Below are 17966 nucleotides of genomic sequence, written 5' to 3' on the forward strand. Positions count from 1 at the left end.
CCCGGCGCGCAAAGGTGCCGGACAGTGCTACGCCATCATGGCGGCGAGCGCGAGCACGATCGGGATGGAGATAGCGCTCGTCAGGAGGATCGAGTCGCGGGCAAGAGTGATGCCGGTATTTGCGCGCATCGCGTAGACGAACACGTTCTGGGCGGTGGGAAGCGCGGCGAACAGGGTCGCGGCGAAGAGTTCGATGCCCTCGAGGCCGACGGCGTAGCGAGCCAGCAGGAACGCTGCGGCGGGTTGCACCACGTTCTTCAGCACGATGACCAGGAAGATGGTGGGCCGCACCTGGGCGCCGCCGGGCAGTTTTCCTGCGTGCAGGGACATGCCGAACGCGAGCAGGGCCGCGGGCACTGCCAGCCCGGCGAGGAGGCCGAGCGGCTGGAGGATGACCTCTGGAACCGGCCACGGGAGCAGGGAAGCCGCGATGCCAGCGAGTGCGGCGATGACCAGCGGATTCAGGAAGACCGGGCGTATCGCCGCCCCGGGTCCGCCGCGCCCGGTTTCGCGCGCATGCTGCCGCTCGATGACGGCCATCGACAGCGGCGCGAGCACGCACAACTGCCACAGCATGACGGGGATCGCATACGAGGCGCTGCCGAGGACATAGACCGCGATCGGGATGCCGAGGTTGCCGCCGTTCACGTAGCCGCTGGCCAGCGACCCGATGACGATCTGATCGAGCGGTTGATGCCAGGCGAAGCGAGCAACGAGCACGAAGATCGTGACCACAGCGACCACGGAGCCAGCGGTGACCAGGAGCGCGGGAGAGAAGACCTGGCCCAGGTCCGAGGTGGCGATCTGGGTGAAGAGCAGCGTGGGCATGGCGATGGTGAAGGCGAGCCGGGCGAGGACCCGCTGACCGTCCGGGCCGAGGATTCGCCGACGAGCGACCCCGTAGCCAACGAAGATGACTATCCCGATCACGCCAAAGCCAAAGAGAACCCCCGCCACTCATTGATCATGCGCGATGCATGTCGCCCTCTACTAGGACGCACGTCACAGTGGGCGCTCGCAGGCTAGGGCAGCCCTCGCGCTGCAGCGGTGCTCTGCCGCCGGCGGCTGGCGACGATCGGGAGCGCTTTGTTCGAGACTCAATTCATGTGCTGTAGCGTATCAATTTGATACGCTACAGCACATGAAAGTAAGGGACGCGGTGATCGAGTTTGCGGCGACTCACCACGGATATATCACCACTCGCGACGCCCACGAACTGGGCATCGACCCGGCGCAATTGCGGCTCATGGCCGCTCGCGATCGGCTAGAGCGTGTGTCTCGGGGGGTCTACCGGGTCCCATTGCTGCCTCGCGGACGGTACGACAAGTTCGCCCAAGCCGTCGCTTGGACGTTGGGACGTGGTGTCATCTCGCACGAATCGGCGCTCTTTCTGCATGGCCTCGCGGACATGAACCCTTTGAGCATTCACCTTACGGTTCCGCGGGCCAACTATCCGCGAACAGCAGGCGGTGAACTGTATCTTCTGCATCGACGTGACCTAGACGCAGGCGACACTACGGATCGATACGCTTTACCGGTCACGACCGTGTCACGATCGATTTGTGACTGTTTGAGGGGAGTCGAAGCCGATCGATTGCGCACTGTCGTTGATCAGGCGAGAGTCCGCAACCTGATCGGTGACCGTGATGCCGATGTGCTGCGAGCAGTTATCACTGCGTATGGAGCAACCCATACGACACGTCGCCTGTCGTGAGTCCCGTCGCGCATTTGACCCACATGGCGATCCGTCGTAAAGTAGAACGTCGGTGCGCTCACAGGCGCACATATTTGTGGATGCAGTAGCGATCCGCACCCCCGCACAGTGGCCAGTCGGCTGCCCGGTGGTGCCAGGTATGCGTCAGGCATCCTCGCAGTCATCCAAGAGAGAATGGGCAGCAAAGTGGTTTACGCGATCGTTAAGGCTGGCGGCCGCCAGGAGAAGGTGTCGGTTGGCGACATCGTCGTCGTCGACCGTCTGGCCTCGCAGCCGGGCGACAGTGTGGAACTTCCCGCACTCTTGCTCGTTGATGGCGAGGCCGTGACCACCGACGCGGCAAAGCTCGGCAAGGTCAAGGTCACGGCGGAGGTCGTTCGGGCTGAGAAGGGCCCGAAGATCGACATCCTGCGTTACAAGAACAAGACCGGCTACCGCCGTCGTCAGGGTCACCGTGCGAAGTTGACCCGACTGAAGATCACCTCCATCGCCTGATCCTGCTCATCGCCCACGCGATGCAGGTCGGCTTCAGACTAGTCACCGAAAACAAAGGTCACTGAGACATGGCACACAAGAAAGGCGCGAGTTCCTCGCGCAACGGTCGCGATTCAAACGCACAGCGCCTCGGTGTGAAGCGCTTTGGCGGTCAGGAAGTCAAGGCCGGCGAGATCATCGTTCGCCAGCGTGGCACCCACTTCCACCCGGGCAACAACGTCGGCCGCGGTAGCGACGACACGCTCTTCGCACTCAAGGCGGGCACCGTTCAGTTCGGTACCCGTCGCGAGCGCAAGGTCATCGACATCGTCGAGGCCTCTGCCTGAGCGAAACCCGCTTAGTTACTTCGCCGAAGGGGCGCACCACCGAGATGTGGAGCGCCCCTTCGGCTTTTCATGGTTACGTCTGGAAGGTCTGACATGGCGACGTTCGTAGATCGCGCGGTTGTACACGCACGCGGCGGAAATGGCGGGCACGGCTGCGTGTCGGTCCGCCGCGAGAAGTTCAAGCCGCTCGGCGGACCCGACGGAGCCAACGGCGGCAACGGCGGCTCCGTTATTCTGCGCGTCGACCCGCAGGTGACGACCCTGCTCGACTTCCACCACCTGCCACACCGCACTGCCACCAATGGCACTCCCGGGGGCGGCGACATGCGCCAGGGTGCGACCGGCGAAGATCTCGTCCTCGGCGTGCCCGAGGGCACCGTGGTCAAGGACGGCGACGGCAATGTGCTCGCTGACCTGGTCGGGGCGGGAACGGAATTGATCATCGCCGAGGGTGGCGCGGGCGGTCTCGGCAACGCCGCGCTCGCCTCGGCCAAGCGCAAGGCGCCCGGCTTCGCGCTTCTGGGCGAGCCCGGGGACGAGGTCACCGTCACGCTCGAACTGAAGTCGATCGCGGACGTGGCCCTGGTCGGCTACCCGAGCGCCGGGAAGTCCTCGCTGATCGCCGCGGCGTCCGCTGCGCGCCCCAAGATCGCGGACTACCCGTTCACGACGCTGGTCCCGAACCTCGGCGTCGTGCAGGCGGGCGAATACCGCTACACGATCGCCGACGTGCCGGGACTCATCCCCGGCGCGAGCGAGGGCAAGGGCCTGGGCCTCGAATTCCTGCGGCACATCGAGCGCTGCGAGGTGCTCGTCCACGTCCTCGACTGCGCCGCCCTGGAAACGGACCGCGACCCGATCACGGATCTGGAGGTCATCGAGCAGGAACTCGCCGCCTACAGCGCCGACCTCACGCTCGACGGCGGGCGCCCGCCGCTGCTGGAGCGGCCCCGCGTAGTCGTGCTCGCCAAGGTGGACGTGCCAGATGGCAAGGATCTCGCCGAGATCGTGCGCCCGGAACTCGAAGCACGCGGATACCCGGTCTTCGAGGTGTCCGCCGTGACCCACGAGGGCCTTAAGCGACTCCAATACGCCCTCGGGCAACTCGTCGAACGAGCCCGCGCGCAGCAGCCCGCTGCCGCCCCGCAGCGCATCGTGCTGCGCCCCAAGGCCGTGGATGACACGGGCTTCACGATCACGAAGCAGGAGACTCAGGGCGAGGTTTACTTCGAGGTTCGCGGACGCAAGCCCGAACGCTGGGTGCGGCAGACGGACTTCACGAACGACGAGGCCGTCGGTTACCTGGCCGATCGCCTGGAGAAGCTGGGCGTCGAGGACGGGCTGTTCAAGGCCGGTGCCGTGCCGGGCGATGAGGTTCGCATCGGCGATCCCAACAACAGCGTCGTGTTCGACTGGGAGCCGACGATGAGCACGGGCGCGGAACTGCTCGGCGGCCCGCGCGGAACCGACCTGCGCCTCGAGGACACTTCGCGCCCGACCCGCAAGGACAAGCGCCGGGAGTACACGGAGCGCATGGACGCCAAGACCGCCGCGCGCGAGGAACTGTGGACCGAGCGGCAGCACGGACACTGGACGGACCCCGCCGCGGAAGACGACCAGGCCTGAGGCGTCCGGCGTTGGCGTCCGGCCTGGTCGCCACTCGCTGTTGAAGGCACGCTAGTGCCTGCGGGGTAGGAATACATGCCGTTGAAGGGAACTACCATGACCCCAACCGATGCGGACATGTTCGTCGCGCCAAGGCGGCTGGTCCTATTGGCCCCGCACTGCGAGCGCGCACAATAGAGGTATGCCAGAGCCCGATTATCTTCCGGAAGTTTCCGCCTCGATCAAGGACAGGTATCTGCGTGCTCCCTTTCCGGACGTCGTCGCGGGAAATGACACGATCGACACCCTACTCGCGCACCGCTCGATCAGGCGTTTCGTCGATGAGCCGGTGACTGAGACGCAGGTGGCGACGATGATTGCGGCGGCGCAGAGCGCCTCGTCCTCATCGAACCTCCAGCTGTGGTCGGTGGTCGAGGTCAGGGACGCCAACACCAAGGCCGAGATCGCGGAACTCGCCGGAACCGACGGCGCCCACCTGGCCGCCGCGCCGGTCGTGCTGTTCTGGGTGGCGGATCTCGCTCGCGCAACGCAGCTGTACCGCGACGTCGCGGCGGATCCCGCCGGGTATCCGGCCGTGCCGGGTGACCTGCTCGCGGAGTCCAGCGAGGCGGGGGCACGCAACCTCGAGACGACGCTGGTCGCGTTCGGCGACGCGCTGATCGCCGCCCAGAACGCGGCGATCGCCGCCGAGGCGATGGGCCTGGGCATCTGTTACCTCGGCTCGACCCGCAACGACGTGCCGGGGCTCGCCTGCCTGCTCGGGCTGCCGGAGCATTCGTTCGTCGCCGTGGGCCTCACTGTCGGGCATCCCAATCCGGCGCGTCCCACTCGCATCAAGACCCGGTTGCCCATCGCGGCGGTTTGGCACCGCGAACGGTACGACCTGGAGGGTCAGCGCGCGCAGGTCGCTGAGTACGAGGCGGCGGCGAACGAGTTCTACACCGGGCAGGGCATGGCGCCGAGCTGGATCCAGCGCAACTTCGCCCGCCTATTCTCTCGCGGAGCGATCGGAGCCAGAACCGCCATGCGCGGCTGGCTGCGCGAGCGCGGGATGGGCGCCGACTGATTTCGGTCGTCGCCGGGCCCGCCGGTGTCACGCCTGTCGCGCACTGTCGCCGCGTCGAGCGGCCCGGGGGCACTCACGGGGGATAATGGACGAGTGACTGAACTCCGCCTGCCCGTGGCCGATGCGCCACGCGTCGTCGTCAAGATCGGCTCCTCGTCATTGACGGGACAGGATGGGCGGCTGAACGTCGCCGCGTTGAAGGCGCTCGTCAGCGTTCTCGCGGATCGGCGAACCGCCGGCCAGCAGGTCATCCTGGTGACCTCGGGTGCTATCGCCGCGGCCATCGCGCCGCTGGGGCTAGCGGGGCGTCCGCGCGACCTCGCGACCGCGCAGGCCGCCGCCTCGGTGGGTCAGGGTCTGCTCGTGGCGCGGTACACGGAGGCGTTCGCCGAGCACGGAATGCGCGTGGGGCAGTTGCTGCTGACCGCGTCGGACACGCTGCGCCGCGACCACTATCGCAATGCACAACGGTCCATTGAGCGGCTGCTCGAACTCGATGTCATCCCCATCATCAATGAGAACGACGCGGTCGCCACCGACGAGATCCGCTTCGGCGACAACGATCGGCTCGCCGCGCTGGTCAGCCACGTGGCTCGCGCGGACGCGCTCGTCCTGCTGACGGACGTCGACGGCTTGTACACCGCACCCCCGGACCGGCCGGGTGCGCGGCACATATCGCTCGTGCGAGGCCCGGAAGACATCGAGGGCATCGAGATCACGGCCCGCGGAACGGCGGTGGGAACCGGCGGCATGGTGACCAAACTGGAGTCGGTCCGTATCGCGACGGCCAGCGGGATCCCGGTTGTCCTGACCACCGCGAGCAATGCGGCTCGTGCCCTGTCGGGCGAGAACGTTGGCACGTACTTCACGCCAACCGGAAAACGTACATCACGCAAGCGGCTGTGGCTGGCGTTCGCCGCCGCCCCTCAGGGACGCCTGGTCCTGGACGAGGGCGCGGTGTCAGCCGTGCAGGGAGGGCTGGCATCACTTCTGCCCGCCGGGGTGCTGGGCGTGGAGGGAAACTTCGACGCAGGGGAGCCGATCGAGCTCGTCACGGCCGCCGGCAAGGTCATCGCCCGCGGGCTGTCGGCGTTTGACGCGCACGAGATCCCGCCACTCCTGGGACACAGCACCTCCGACCTGCGTAGCACGCTCGGCGACGGCTTCGACAAGCCGCTGGTGCACCGCGACGAACTCGTCCTCCTGCGCCGGCCCAAGCGGCCCTCGAAATCCGTACCGACCGCGCAAGCCCGATCGTGAGACCCCGCCGGAGATCAGCGGCCGTCCTCGCGCTCCTACGCGCTGACGGGTTCCCCTGCGCGGCCGGAAACTCGATAGGCTAGACCCATGACCACCAACACCGAGTGCGAGTTTCCCGTGCCCGCCGAGGCCAACGACCTGGCGGCCGAGACGCCCGCCCCAGCGCAGCCCGCGGCAGGGGAGTCGGCCACAGACGTAACGGAGGCGGTTCACGCCATCGCGCGCCGCTCCAAGGTTGCCGCGCGCGTCCTGGCGACGGCTACGCGCTCGACGAAGGATGCGGCACTCAAGGCCCTCGCGGACGCGCTGGAGGCCAATGCCACGGACATCATCGCGGCCAATGCCATCGACATCGATCGCGAGCGCGCCGGGGGCATGAGCGACTCCACGCTCGACCGTCTGGCGCTGAACGAGGCGCGCATCTGCGCGATCGCGGACGCGCTGCGCGAGGTCGCGGCGCTGCCGGACCCGGTCGGCGAGGTCCTGCGCGGCTCGCGCCTGCCCAATGGCCTGAAACTGCGCCAGGTGCGCGTTCCGATGGGCGTGGTCGGCATGGTCTACGAGGCGCGCCCGAACGTGACCGTTGACGCGGCGGGGCTCTCGCTGAAGTCGGGCAACGCCGTCATCCTGCGCGGCGGCTCCGCGGCAGCCGAATCGAACCGGGTGATCGTTCGCGTCCTGCGGGCCGCCCTCGATAATGCCGGCCTTCCCGCTGACTTGGTCCAGAGCGTGGACGAGTTCGGCCGCCCCGGCGCAGTTGCCCTCATGGGGGCGCGCGGGCTCGTCGATCTGCTGGTGCCGCGCGGTGGCGCGGGCCTGATCCAGACGGTCGTGCGCGAGGCCAAGGTTCCGGTCATCGAGACGGGCGTGGGCAACTGCCACGTCTACGTGGATTCCGAGGCGAACCTCGACTGGGCGCACGACATCGTCCTCAATGCCAAGGTCCAGCGCCCCTCGGTGTGCAACTCCGCGGAGACGCTGCTCGTCCACCGCGATGTGGCCGCGCAGTTCCTACCTCGCGTGCTCGCCACCCTCCAGGCGGAGCAGGTCACCATCCACGGTGACGAACGTGCCCAGGCGAGCATCCCCGCGGGCCTGCGCTTCGAGGCCGCGACGGACGAGGACTGGGCCACGGAGTACCACGGTCTCGAACTGGCCGTCCGCGTTGTGGACTCCTTGGACGAGGCCATCGACCACATCCGCACCTGGACGTCTGGCCACACCGAGGCGATCGTGACGGACAACGTGCGCAGCGCCGACCGCTTCGTGGACGAGCTCGACTCGGCCTGCGTGATCGTGAACGCCTCGACGCGGTTCACCGACGGTGGCGAGTTCGGGCTGGGAGCCGAGATCGGCATCTCGACGCAGAAGCTACATGCCCGCGGTCCGATGGGGCTGGCGGAACTCACCACGACCAAGTGGGTTGTCTTTGGCGAGGGCCAGATACGACAATAGGGTCGGACCGGCGACGGCCACCCGGCCGGACGCCTGTGCGATTCACGACATCGGCCGATCGTGCCGATGAAGTTGAAGATAGTGGATCATGCCCGCATACGCGCAGCGGGCACGGTTTGCCTGCCATAGGAGGAAATTGTGAACGTTGCCCTGTCGATCGCCGCCGAGGGCGCTGAAACCGCCAACCACCTGCCGATCTCGCCGATCGGATTCGGCATCACTGCCTTTGCGGTCCTGCTGGGTCTGCTTATCGTCTCGTTCGCATTCAAGAACGTCGGTCAGCGTCACTGACCGTCCGCGGTAGCGGAAGAGGCTGATCGACTTGGGCGAGCGCCGACGGATCGGCGTGATGGGTGGCACATTCGATCCCATTCATCACGGGCACCTGGTGGCGGCTAGCGAGGTCGCCGCCAGTTTTGACTTGGACGAGGTCATCTTCGTACCCACCGGGCGTCCCGGATTCAAGCAGGACCGGTACGTCACGCCTGCCGAACACCGCTATCTGATGACGGTCATCGCCACCGCCTCGAACCCTCGCTTCACCGTCAGCCGCGTTGACATCGAACGCCCAGGTTTGACGTACACAATTGACACCTTGCGCGATCTTGCAGCCCAGTTCAGCGACGCTGACCTGTTCTTCATCACCGGCGCAGACGCACTGCGGCAGATAACGACGTGGCGCAACGTCGATGAACTGTGGCGGCTCGCGCACTTCGTCGGAGTGACGCGGCCGGGGCACGAGCTTTCGCTGGACGGGCTGCCAGAAGGCAAGGTTTCGCTGATCGCGGTGCCCGCGATGGCGATCTCGTCCACGCAGGTCCGCCAGCGGTCAAAGGACCTGCTGCCCGTCTGGTACTTGGTGCCCGACGGGGTCGTGCAGTACATCGGGAAGCACGGGTTGTATCGGGGGAATGGTGACTGACGACAACGCCAAGTCGACCCCTGGTTCGCTGCCGGAGGTCATCGAGGCCCCCACGCGCCGCGCCCGCCGTGCCGCCCAGGCTCCGGCGGAGCAGGCGGTACCGTTCACCAGGCGGCAGATGCGTGAGCGCGCCGCCCAGCTCGCCGCCGAGGGCCAAGGCGCGCCGAGCGCCGAACCTACGCCTCCCTCCGCGCAGCATCGCCAGCGACACGGCACTCCCACGGTTGCGCAACCAGCGTCGATACCGACTCCCGCCGGGCCGACCCGTCGTCAGCGGCGCGCAGTAGAGCACTCCGCGACCCCCGCTTCGGGCATCGCCTCGGCCAGCAGCACGCCAGTTGCTGGCGGCAGCCCAATAGGGCTCGATGCCACGGCGCCCGTTCCTCCCGCGGCGTCTAATCCCGCACCGTCCTTGGCCGCCGCCGGAGGGCCGCTCACTCGCGCCGAGGCGAGGGTTCGCGCTCGCGCCATGGCGGCGGCCGCAGCCGCCATCGAACGCGACACACCTCAGCCGGGTCCTGCGCCCGCGCAGCAGCAGCGCCTCGCGGCGCCGTCTCCGGAGCCTCTTCAGGACGAGGGCGCCGGCGGCCACACTGCCCCCCAGGAGCCAGCGACCAGGTCGGCCAGTGACGAGGACGTGATGCCGGGCAGGACATCCGGTGTGGTGGGAGCGGGCGCTCGCACGGCGGTGTCGGCTAGCAATGCGGGCGCGACTGTTGAGGTCGAGTCCGACCGGCCGCTGACTCGCCGCGAGTTGCGCGAACGCGCGCGGGCGCTCGGCGTGGAGACCAGTGCCATCCAGGTGGTCCCCGAAGCCTCCGGATCGAGCGGTCCGGGAGCGCCGAATGACGCAGGAGCGCCGAGCGGACAAAGTGTGCGGTCCGGACGGCGAATTCAAGCCGGCCAGGGGTCAAGTCCGGATGACGCCACTGGCGAGGGACGCACGGTTGACGGCATCGCCGCGCCGTCTTCTGCCGCGCAATCCGTTAGTGCTGAGCCCTCGATCCCGGAGCATCCGCTCACGCGCCGCGAACTGCGCGCACGTAAGCTCGCTGAGACGGGTGCGATCCCGCGCGTCAAGGAGCCGATCGTGGAGCCTCCGCCCGGCACCGGGGCAATCCGCGCGGTGGACGAGACGGGGCAACTACAGCCGATTCGGCCCCTCGAACAGACCGGACCTCTGACCGAACTGCCCGTCGCGGGTCACCTCCAGCGACCCGACAACGCGAACATCACGACCGGTAGGCTGCCGCGTCAGCCCGACCTATCGGAGTCACCGGCGAAACCGGCGAGACCGGTCTCGCCGCCGCGCAGCACTGAAGATCTGGCGGCCCAGTGGGCAATGCTCGCCGCCGATTCGGGCCTGACCGAGATCGTTCGCCCGGGCGATACTGCCAGTACGCCCCAACCCCGAGCGACCGCGCGCCCCGCAACAGCAGGCAGCCACTCCCCGGATGAGGCATCGCGCGCCGCGTGGCCGCAGCAAAGTACCGCTGCTGCTGACGTTCCGGCTCCGATATGGTCGCCGTCGCTGGACTCCGAAACGGATGCCGAACCCATTGCGCTGGACGAACCGGCGCCGAGTACGCCGTCCGCCCACGAACCGCGTGATGGCGGTGCGGAACCCGCAGAGTTCCCGGGTGCTCCGCGGTTCCCGGCCGCCCCGCCGCAGACAGTAGCGGCCGCACCGCCGCAGACAGCAGCGGCCGCACCGCCGCGGGCCGCAACGATCGAAACGCCGCCGGCGGCAACGGCAGAACCGCCGTCGAGTCAGGCGCGGCCCCAGTCCCAGCAACTTCCCGTCGCGGAGCCCCGGCCAGCATCCCAGCCGGTGCGCATCGTCGCTCCGGAATCGCGCCCGACCCCGATCGCCGATGAAACCCACGCATTCGATGCCAAAATGCCGGACGAGCTCGCTACGCGCTTCGCCGCGCCGGCTACGGGCCAGACCCCCGTCGCGAGCCCGCTGTTCGCGGAGGAGGACTCGTCCGCACCCAACACCCTGGCAACCGGTTCCATCCCCGTCGTGCGCGCGCCCATAGTGTCCCAGCCGACGCCCGTGCTGGATCGCTTCCTGCAGGGTGAGGACCAGGAAACCGATGACGACGACGACGCCGACGAGCACAAGGGCCTCAACCTGCTGCACTGGGCGATCGTCGTGGCCTGCGCACTCATCCTCGGGCTCGTGCTGTGGAAGGGCGATTTCGATTCGAACGGCGCGCCCGCGCTAGAGGCTCCCGCGACGTCGGTCACCGCGCTGCAGAATCCGCCCCCAGCGGAATGACTTAGGTCGCCGCCACCACACGGCGTAGGGTAGAGGCAGAAGTGTGCCGGGTGCCGGTGCACATGGCAGGGGCCGTCCGCGCCCAAACCTCCCCAACGCAAGGAACGAACTTGACTGCGACAGAACGCGCCATCGAACTGACCATTGCCGCTGCCCGCGCCGCATCCGACAAGAAGGCTGGCCAGGTCATCGCACTGGACGTCTCGGAGCAACTGGTGCTGACCGACGTGTTCGTGATCACGTCGGGGCGCAACGACCGCCAGGTCAAGGCGATCGTCGACGGCGTCGAAGAGGCGATGCACAAGGAGGGCGTCAAGGCGCTGCGCCGCGAGGGACTGACGGAGGCGCACTGGGTGCTGCTGGACTTTGGTGACATCGTGGTGCACGTGCAGCAGGAGCAGGATCGAGAGTTCTATGCGCTTGAACGCCTCTGGAAGGACTGTCCGCTGATCGAACTGCCCGAGGACGCCCGCGGCGGAGATGGAGATACCTCCGAATACGACGAGTTCGACCAGTTCGGCTTCGCCGCCGGTACCTACCGCTCCAGCAGGGACGAGGACAACCAGGAGTCCGAGTGAGTTCCCCGCTGCACGGGCCGGGCATCCGCCGGCCCGGTGCGGGTACCATCATCCTGGTCCGGCACGGGCGCACTCGTTTCAATGCTGAGGGCCGCCTGCAGGGCCAGATCGATATCGAACTCGACGAGACTGGCATCGAGCAGGCAAGGTTGGGTGCCGCCGCGCTCGCCGAGCATTATCAGCCCGACCGGTTGGTCACCTCCGATCTAATCCGGGCTCACGACACCGCCGCTGCGTACGCAGAGGTGACGGGCAGCGAGTTGATCGTGGACGAACGCCTACGTGAGCGCGGTTTCGGCATCTGGGAAGGCAAATCCGGGCAGGAGTTGCACGAGGAGTTTCCCGAGGAATTCGAGCGCTGGCGCGCCGGCCTCGACTCGCCGATCATCGGCGCCGAACCGCGCGATGCTTCCGCGGCGCGCATCGCCGAAGCGCTGCGCGAACACGCGGCCGCGACGAAGGCGGGTGGCGTGCTCGTCGTTGTCTCCCACGGCGCCGCGATCTCCGGCGGCATCACCAACATGCTCGGACTGGATGCTGGGAACTGGCGCGGCCTGACCGGCCTGAACAATGTGCACTGGGCCCGGCTCGAACGCTCGCGGCCCGATGCCACTCCGCCGTGGCGCCTGACCGGCTTCAACATCGGCTGGTAGCGCGATAATTCGCTGGCGGTGACCGGGAGTCACCGCTAGGGTTGAAGACGTGCTCATCTGATCTGCTCCGTAGAGCCCCGCAATCCTGCCTTGTCGGCGGGTTAGTGCGCCGCAGCGCGTGCCGGGCTCCCGCACAGGCCGCGCCTATTGCCGCCGCCCTGCTCCCGCGCCCTGTGGGCGACTAGCAGGCGCGATGTCGGCGCGCGGCATCCTCCCCGCAGTCAGGTCATGCCATGTCATCTTCCCACCAGCCGCAGCCACCCTCGCCTTCGGAGGGGCGGGCGCACCGCGAAGAATCGGTGGATTCGCGCTCCCTCATCTCGCCGCCGACCCAGCCGCCGACCCCTGAACTCAGGCTCGACGGCATCTCCTGGTCGGTGCTTGCGCATGGCTCCGTGAGGCCGGTGCTGACCGATGTGTCGTTCCGCGTCGGCGCCGGTGCGCGCGTCGCGTTGCTGGGGGAGAACGGTCGCGGCAAATCGACGCTGCTGCGGATTGCGGCCGGAGAACTCGTTCCCGATGCCGGGGATGTCGCCCGCCCCGAGACCGGATACCTGCCCCAGGAGGTCGCATCGCTGCCCTGGGGAACCGTCGCCGACGTGCACGACGCCGCGCTCGCACCGGCGCGGGCGGCGATCAAGGCGATGGAATCGGCCGCACTGGCGCTGGCGGATGGGCCCGGTCCTGGCGTCGACCGATCCTACGACCAGGCCCTGGCGCGAGCGGAGGCGATCGGCGCGTGGGATGCGCCGCAGGCCCTCGCGCGGGCGCTCGGCGGGTTGCGGCTCGAGTCGCTGGACGACGACCGCGCGCTCAGCACGCTCTCGGGCGGGCAGTTGCGGCGCCTCGCCCTGGCCGCCCTGCTGGTCCAGCGCCCCGCCGGGCTTCTGCTGGACGAGCCCACCAACCACCTCGACGACGCGGCCTGCCAGTTCCTGGCCGCCGAACTGGGAACGTGGAGCGGGCCGGTCCTGCTGGCGAGCCACGACCGGGAGTTCATCGACGAGGTTGCCACGGCGGTCGTCGACCTGGACGGCGCCCCCATCGGGCGCGGCGGGCGACGCATCCCCGACGAGTTGCTGGCCGGACGAGCGGCGGGCGGCGGAGCGACCTGGTTCGGCGGCCGCCTGCCCGAATACCTGGCGGCCAAGCAGGCGGCCCGGGAGGCGTGGCAGGCGCGCTTCGAGGCGGAGCAGGACGAGTTGTCCCGGCTGCGCAAGGCAGGCAGCACGACCGCGCGGAACGTGGCGCACGGCCGTGAGGCGCGGGACAACGACAAGTTCGTGACCAAGTACCGGGGCGCCCGCGCCGAGGGAGAGGTCTCCAAGCGTGTGCGCGATACCGAGAACCGGATCGAGACCCTGGAGCGGGATCAGGTGCCGCGTCCGCCGGGGGAACTGCGCTTCGCGCTGCCCGCCGCCCTGCCTGTCGGGACCCGATCGCGCGGGACCGGCCAGGGGACGCTCGCCCGGGCGCGCGACGTTTACCTGCCCGGGGCGGCTGGGCCGCGCCTGGATATGGCCGCATCGGGCGTGCGTGAGGTTGCGATTGCACCGGGCGACCGCCTACTGATCACCGGCCCGAACGGCTGCGGCAAGTCATCACTGCTCGGGGTGCTCGCGGGGGACCTCGTCCCCGAAACCCTGGGCGGACACGGCGATGCCGGACGGCGCCCGGGGGCGCGAATCGGGCTGCTGGAGCAGGAGACCGGGCTGGGGGAGCAGGCCAAGAGCGCGCGCGAACTCATCGCACTGGCCAGCCCGGACGGCGATCCCGACAGCCACGGACTGATCGAGCCGCGCGATCTGGACCGTCCCGCGCGTGAGTTGTCCGTCGGGCAGCAGCGCCGCGTACTGCTGGCGATGCTGCTCGCCCAGCGCCTCGATGCGCTGCTGCTGGACGAGCCCACCAACCACCTGTCGATCCCGCTCGTCGCGGATCTGCTGGCTGCGTTCGAGGACTGGCCGGGTTCCCTGGTCATCGCCTCGCACGACCGCTGGCTGCGACGCACGTGGACCGGCCGGGTGGTGGATCTGACCCGGGTGCGCGGGCAGGGTGGGCTTTGAGGACGAGCGCTCCGGCGCGCATCCGGCGCGATTGGCATTCGGCGCGAGTTTTTGAGTAGACTGTCATGCGGCCCGCTGATGCGGGTCGAGGCCGCGCGAGCGGCCGCGGGGCTATGGCGCAGCTGGTAGCGCACCTGCATGGCATGCAGGGGGTCAGGGGTTCGAGTCCCCTTAGCTCCACTCGAGAAACCATGAGACAGTGACTCGCATAAGAAGGACCCCGCTTACGGCGGGGTCCTTTTGTTTTCCGGGTAGCCAATGGCCTGGCGGTGAGGTGGCACAATACCTGCAGAGCGCTTCTCCGACATGTCACCGAGCCATGTCCGTGGCCACTGGTACCGTCGGCAGGGAAGTCACAACACTAGAAAAGCGGTCCTGACCGCTGGAGATGCTTGTACGACGTGTCTGTGTCCGCGATCAACCAGCATCTTAAGCGCCTCATCGATGACGGTGAGATCAATCCCGAGGCAGTTATTAAGAGTTACTTAATACTTGCCGCAGACGGCAAGCGGTACAACACGAAGCATTACAGCCTGCACGTGATCATCGCTGTCGGGTTCAAGGTGAACAACTCCTGCGCGGTGCAGTTCCGCAAATGGGCATCGCAGATCGTAAAGGACTACACGATCCAAGGCTGGACGATGGACGTCGAGCGCCTCAAGAACGGTCACCGGTTCACCGACGGCTACTTCAAGCGCCAACTCGAGGTGATCCGCGACATCCGTGCCTCGGAGCGTAAGTTCTACCAACAGATCACGGATATCTACGCGACAGCGTTCGACTACGACCCGTCTGCCTCGACCACACGTGAGTTCTTCGCGCTCGTGCAGAACAAGCTGCACTGGGCCACCCATCGCCACACTGCGGCCGAACTCATCGTTGAGCGAGCGGACGCCGAGCGGCATCACATGGGATACCCACACCTGGTGGAACCAGACGCTCTATTTCAACAAGAAAGAGACGGGGCAAGTTGCTGCAGGAACAGCCGCGGCAAGTTGGATTTCGGGCTACTTTGGCCTCCCGGGCAAGATCATTTCTGGGGCCCTGGCCGGCTATGCAGGTGCATTCGGGATCTATATAGCGAATGGTAAATGTGGTAAACTTTTCTTGTACCCGGGGATGCCAGTCCCGATCCCACAGCAGTACAGCGGCAAAGAGGCAAAGGGTTACTGCAAGTGACGACATATGGCATTGCATTGGCACTGGGTTTGTGCCTCGCGTCCATCACCCTCCACAACATCTACTCTCCTGGCGATCTGATCTGGCGGAACTCACGGGCCCGTCTGATACTCGTGTCCCAAGGCGTCCTGGGACTCGTGCTGACCGCAGGTTTGCTCTGGAATCCTGATACTGAGTTTGCGGCGATGTTGTTTTCCGGATGGTTTGGCGGTCACGCCATCGGGTTGGGTATAGCGTTGTGGCGTTCACGGGCAACGCAGACCTCGGACATCACGTAATCCAACGGACTCTTACCTACGCACTATTTGAAGGAAGTCTGGTCAGTTTTGAACAGGCCCGTGCTAAGGCACTGAAGTGTTAGTAGTCACGTAGGAACTTTGGTACGGGCGCAAGCACCGCACCAAGGTACGCAGAAAATCCCCGACTATCCAGCCAGTACGCGCAGTCGAAAATACTTCGCATCCCCTCGCGCGTAGTCAGGCCCTCGATGCAAGTAGCGAAACGCAGCGTGCCGGTGTCACGGAGAGAACTCTCGCCGTGACACCGGCACGCGTTCTAAAGCGGCTCTTCGCAGTTGAGGGTGTAGGTGTTTCCTGACCCCGCCGATCTTGAGTAGTAAGCAAGCGATGTCGTGGGTGAGGTTGCGGAAGCCCACGGCGGAGCCGCGGAGGTGTGCGAGACGGTCGTTGAATCTCCAATATTTTGTCAAGTCGACGCGAGGTGGGTGCGTGCGGCGGCGTTGCGGTGCAGGCAGATCTCGTGCGCGAGGCATGGAACTGTCTGTTTTTCGGTGTTTCTGGGTCGGCCTGACCGAAAGGAATAGGCCGTGATGGACACGACCGAGATGATCGATCCTGTGACGGGAGAGATCATCGATGAGCAGCAGCTCGCGGAGCAGCTGCTGAAGCAAGCGAAGGAACAGGGCGTCGACCTCGTCGGTCCCGACGGGTTGTTGAACGGACTCACCAAGCGAGTCTTGGAGACAGCGCTCGAGGCGGAGATGACCGAGCACCTTGGTCACGAGAAGCACCAACAGGCTCAGAGCGGCAACATCCGCAACGCCAGCCGCTCGAAGACCGTCCTCACCGAGGTCGGTCCCGTCGAGATCGACGTGCCGCGGGATCTGGCGGGGTCGTTCGAGCCGAAGATCGTCAAGAAACGGCAGCGACGGCTCACCGGGGTCGACGAGATCGTGCTCTCGCTCACCGCGCGTGGGTTGACGACCGGTGAGGTCGCGGCGCACTTCGACGACGTCTATGGTGCGTCCGTGAAGGACACGATCAGCCGGATCACCGACAAGGTGACTCGGGCCGCCGGTCCGTGACGACCTCTGCGCCGTCACCGAGGAGCATGGTCGGAAGCATGGGAAGAGTGGGGTCGTGCGGAGACAACGCACCCACGGAATCGATCTTCGCTCTGCTGTATGAGAACGCCCTCGACCGCCGATCCTGGACAAACTGAGAGTAGCTACGCTTCGCGATGGTCACCTGAATCGAACGCGCTTTCCGCCGCCGACGCCGGGCCCGACTGGGCCGCTTGACGCCGATAGAATCCGAGATCACGTGACAAATAACGTCGCACTCGCGGCGTGACTACATACACCGTCGCGTATCCGTGCAGCTGACCCGACCCTTCTTGAACCCAGCACGTCCCCTGTGGGTTGTGTCCAATATCCTCAACTGCAACCCACTCCTGAGAGATTAACTTTGCCAAACGGAACGTCTCGGTGAGCCCTCGAATCATTATCGAAAATAATGGCGCGATCGACGGAGGGTTCGTAGGCGAAGTAGTTTGTGCTCTCCGGATAAACTCTTTTACTCTCGACGTCAATGACAGAAGCTCGCGCGTAGAATGGAGGGAGGATGGGTAGTCTCTCTGCGTTGCCCTTCGTGATTTCCGCATATTCGGGAAGGACATTCAAGTCAATTTCCAACAAACCTATAGGAGCCTCTGTAATCGTAAATGCAACGGATTCCTTGTCGTTGAAGTCGATGCCGGAGCCGATTTCAATCGAGTAGATTGGATAGTCTGAGCAGTTGTTTTGTATGAGGAGGGTGTGTTCTCCTCTTTCGTTCACGCCATAAGCAATAACATACCCATCAGTCCCCTCGGGATCACCAAGGATGCAGCCGGAGCAGATGAGGGTGAGGAGGGCGATGGTCACGGTGAATACTCTTCTCATGAAGGTCACCGCTCTTGCTCGCGATTCAGATCAGCAATGGTCATAATGGCCTGCCTTAAATCCAGCCTGATTCTCGAAATAGTCCTTCGGCACCCAGGAACCGTTCGGCTCTTCGGTGAGGTCGAGGTTCACCCCACGCCACGAACCATCTTCATCCCTG

16 protein-coding genes, 1 tRNA gene and 2 pseudogenes are annotated in these 17966 nt (G+C 66.3%); 17 read left to right on the forward strand and 2 right to left on the reverse strand.

Annotated elements, in window-relative coordinates; translation table 11 throughout:
• Window positions 1–27: 27 nt before the first annotated feature.
• Window positions 28–957, reverse strand: coding sequence for an AEC family transporter (locus tag FB461_RS02880; RefSeq protein WP_142118796.1), 930 nt, complete (start codon window positions 955–957; stop codon window positions 28–30).
• A 184-nt stretch (window positions 958–1141) separates the two neighbouring features.
• On the opposite strand from FB461_RS02880, the gene FB461_RS12480 reads away from it, so the two are divergent.
• The 17 genes and pseudogenes from FB461_RS12480 to FB461_RS12250 all read left to right on the forward strand — a co-directional run.
• On the forward strand, window positions 1142–1714 hold the full coding sequence (locus FB461_RS12480; protein WP_142118798.1) for a type IV toxin-antitoxin system AbiEi family antitoxin domain-containing protein: 573 nt from the start codon (window positions 1142–1144) through the stop codon (window positions 1712–1714).
• A 174-nt stretch (window positions 1715–1888) separates the two neighbouring features.
• Complete coding sequence (gene rplU, locus FB461_RS02890; RefSeq protein ID WP_142118800.1) at window positions 1889–2209, forward strand: 50S ribosomal protein L21; 321 nt, start codon at window positions 1889–1891, stop codon at window positions 2207–2209.
• A 68-nt stretch (window positions 2210–2277) separates the two neighbouring features.
• On the forward strand, window positions 2278–2535 hold the full coding sequence (rpmA, locus tag FB461_RS02895; RefSeq protein ID WP_142118802.1) for a 50S ribosomal protein L27: 258 nt from the start codon (window positions 2278–2280) through the stop codon (window positions 2533–2535).
• 93 nt (window positions 2536–2628) lie between these two features.
• A complete protein-coding gene (gene obgE, locus FB461_RS02900) occupies window positions 2629–4161 on the forward strand; it encodes a GTPase ObgE (protein WP_142118804.1) in 1533 nt (510 codons plus the stop codon).
• Window positions 4162–4342: 181 nt separating this feature from the next.
• Entirely contained in the window at window positions 4343–5227 is an 885-nt protein-coding gene (locus tag FB461_RS02905; RefSeq protein WP_170222584.1) for a nitroreductase family protein, read from the forward strand.
• Between the two features lie 93 nt (window positions 5228–5320).
• The gene (gene proB, locus FB461_RS02910; RefSeq protein ID WP_142118808.1) at window positions 5321–6487 is read left to right on the forward strand and encodes a glutamate 5-kinase; all 1167 of its coding nucleotides are present in this window, start codon (window positions 5321–5323) and stop codon (window positions 6485–6487) included.
• Window positions 6488–6574: 87 nt separating this feature from the next.
• Complete coding sequence (locus FB461_RS02915) at window positions 6575–7942, forward strand: glutamate-5-semialdehyde dehydrogenase (protein WP_142118810.1); 1368 nt, start codon at window positions 6575–6577, stop codon at window positions 7940–7942.
• Between the two features lie 138 nt (window positions 7943–8080).
• On the forward strand, window positions 8081–8233 hold the full coding sequence (locus FB461_RS11940; protein ID WP_170222585.1) for a hypothetical protein: 153 nt from the start codon (window positions 8081–8083) through the stop codon (window positions 8231–8233).
• A 31-nt stretch (window positions 8234–8264) separates the two neighbouring features.
• The gene (gene nadD, locus FB461_RS02920) at window positions 8265–8864 is read left to right on the forward strand and encodes a nicotinate-nucleotide adenylyltransferase (RefSeq protein WP_142118812.1); all 600 of its coding nucleotides are present in this window, start codon (window positions 8265–8267) and stop codon (window positions 8862–8864) included.
• A complete protein-coding gene (locus tag FB461_RS02925) occupies window positions 8854–11148 on the forward strand; it encodes a hypothetical protein (RefSeq protein WP_142118814.1) in 2295 nt (764 codons plus the stop codon). The genes nadD and FB461_RS02925 overlap by 11 nt, the downstream gene beginning before the upstream one ends.
• A 110-nt stretch (window positions 11149–11258) precedes the next feature.
• Window positions 11259–11726 carry a ribosome silencing factor gene (gene rsfS, locus FB461_RS02930; RefSeq protein WP_142118816.1) on the forward strand — a complete coding sequence of 156 codons (468 nt, stop codon included), beginning with the start codon at window positions 11259–11261 and terminating at the stop codon, window positions 11724–11726.
• Window positions 11723–12379, forward strand: coding sequence for a histidine phosphatase family protein (locus FB461_RS02935; RefSeq protein WP_170222586.1), 657 nt, complete (start codon window positions 11723–11725; stop codon window positions 12377–12379). Before rsfS ends, FB461_RS02935 begins: the two co-directional genes overlap by 4 nt.
• A gap of 233 nt (window positions 12380–12612) precedes the next feature.
• On the forward strand, window positions 12613–14445 hold the full coding sequence (locus FB461_RS12415; protein ID WP_142118820.1) for an ATP-binding cassette domain-containing protein: 1833 nt from the start codon (window positions 12613–12615) through the stop codon (window positions 14443–14445).
• A 107-nt stretch (window positions 14446–14552) separates the two neighbouring features.
• Window positions 14553–14625, forward strand: a tRNA-Ala gene (locus FB461_RS02945).
• 227 nt (window positions 14626–14852) lie between these two features.
• Complete coding sequence (rhuM, locus tag FB461_RS02950; protein ID WP_211349826.1) at window positions 14853–15536, forward strand: RhuM family protein; 684 nt, start codon at window positions 14853–14855, stop codon at window positions 15534–15536.
• A gap of 932 nt (window positions 15537–16468) precedes the next feature.
• Window positions 16469–16927, forward strand: a pseudogene (locus tag FB461_RS02960) (transposase); the annotation flags it as partial.
• Window positions 16928–16977: 50 nt separating this feature from the next.
• A pseudogene (locus FB461_RS12250) lies at window positions 16978–17190 on the forward strand (IS3 family transposase); the annotation flags it as partial.
• Between the two features lie 109 nt (window positions 17191–17299).
• Here the strand turns inward: FB461_RS12250 and FB461_RS02965 are convergent.
• Complete coding sequence (locus FB461_RS02965; protein WP_142118826.1) at window positions 17300–17788, reverse strand: hypothetical protein; 489 nt, start codon at window positions 17786–17788, stop codon at window positions 17300–17302.
• Between the last annotated feature and the right edge of the window lie 178 nt (window positions 17789–17966).

Origin of the sequence: Rarobacter faecitabidus, from assembly GCF_006716265.1 — a bacterium.
GTDB lineage: Bacteria > Actinomycetota > Actinomycetes > Actinomycetales > Cellulomonadaceae > Rarobacter > Rarobacter faecitabidus.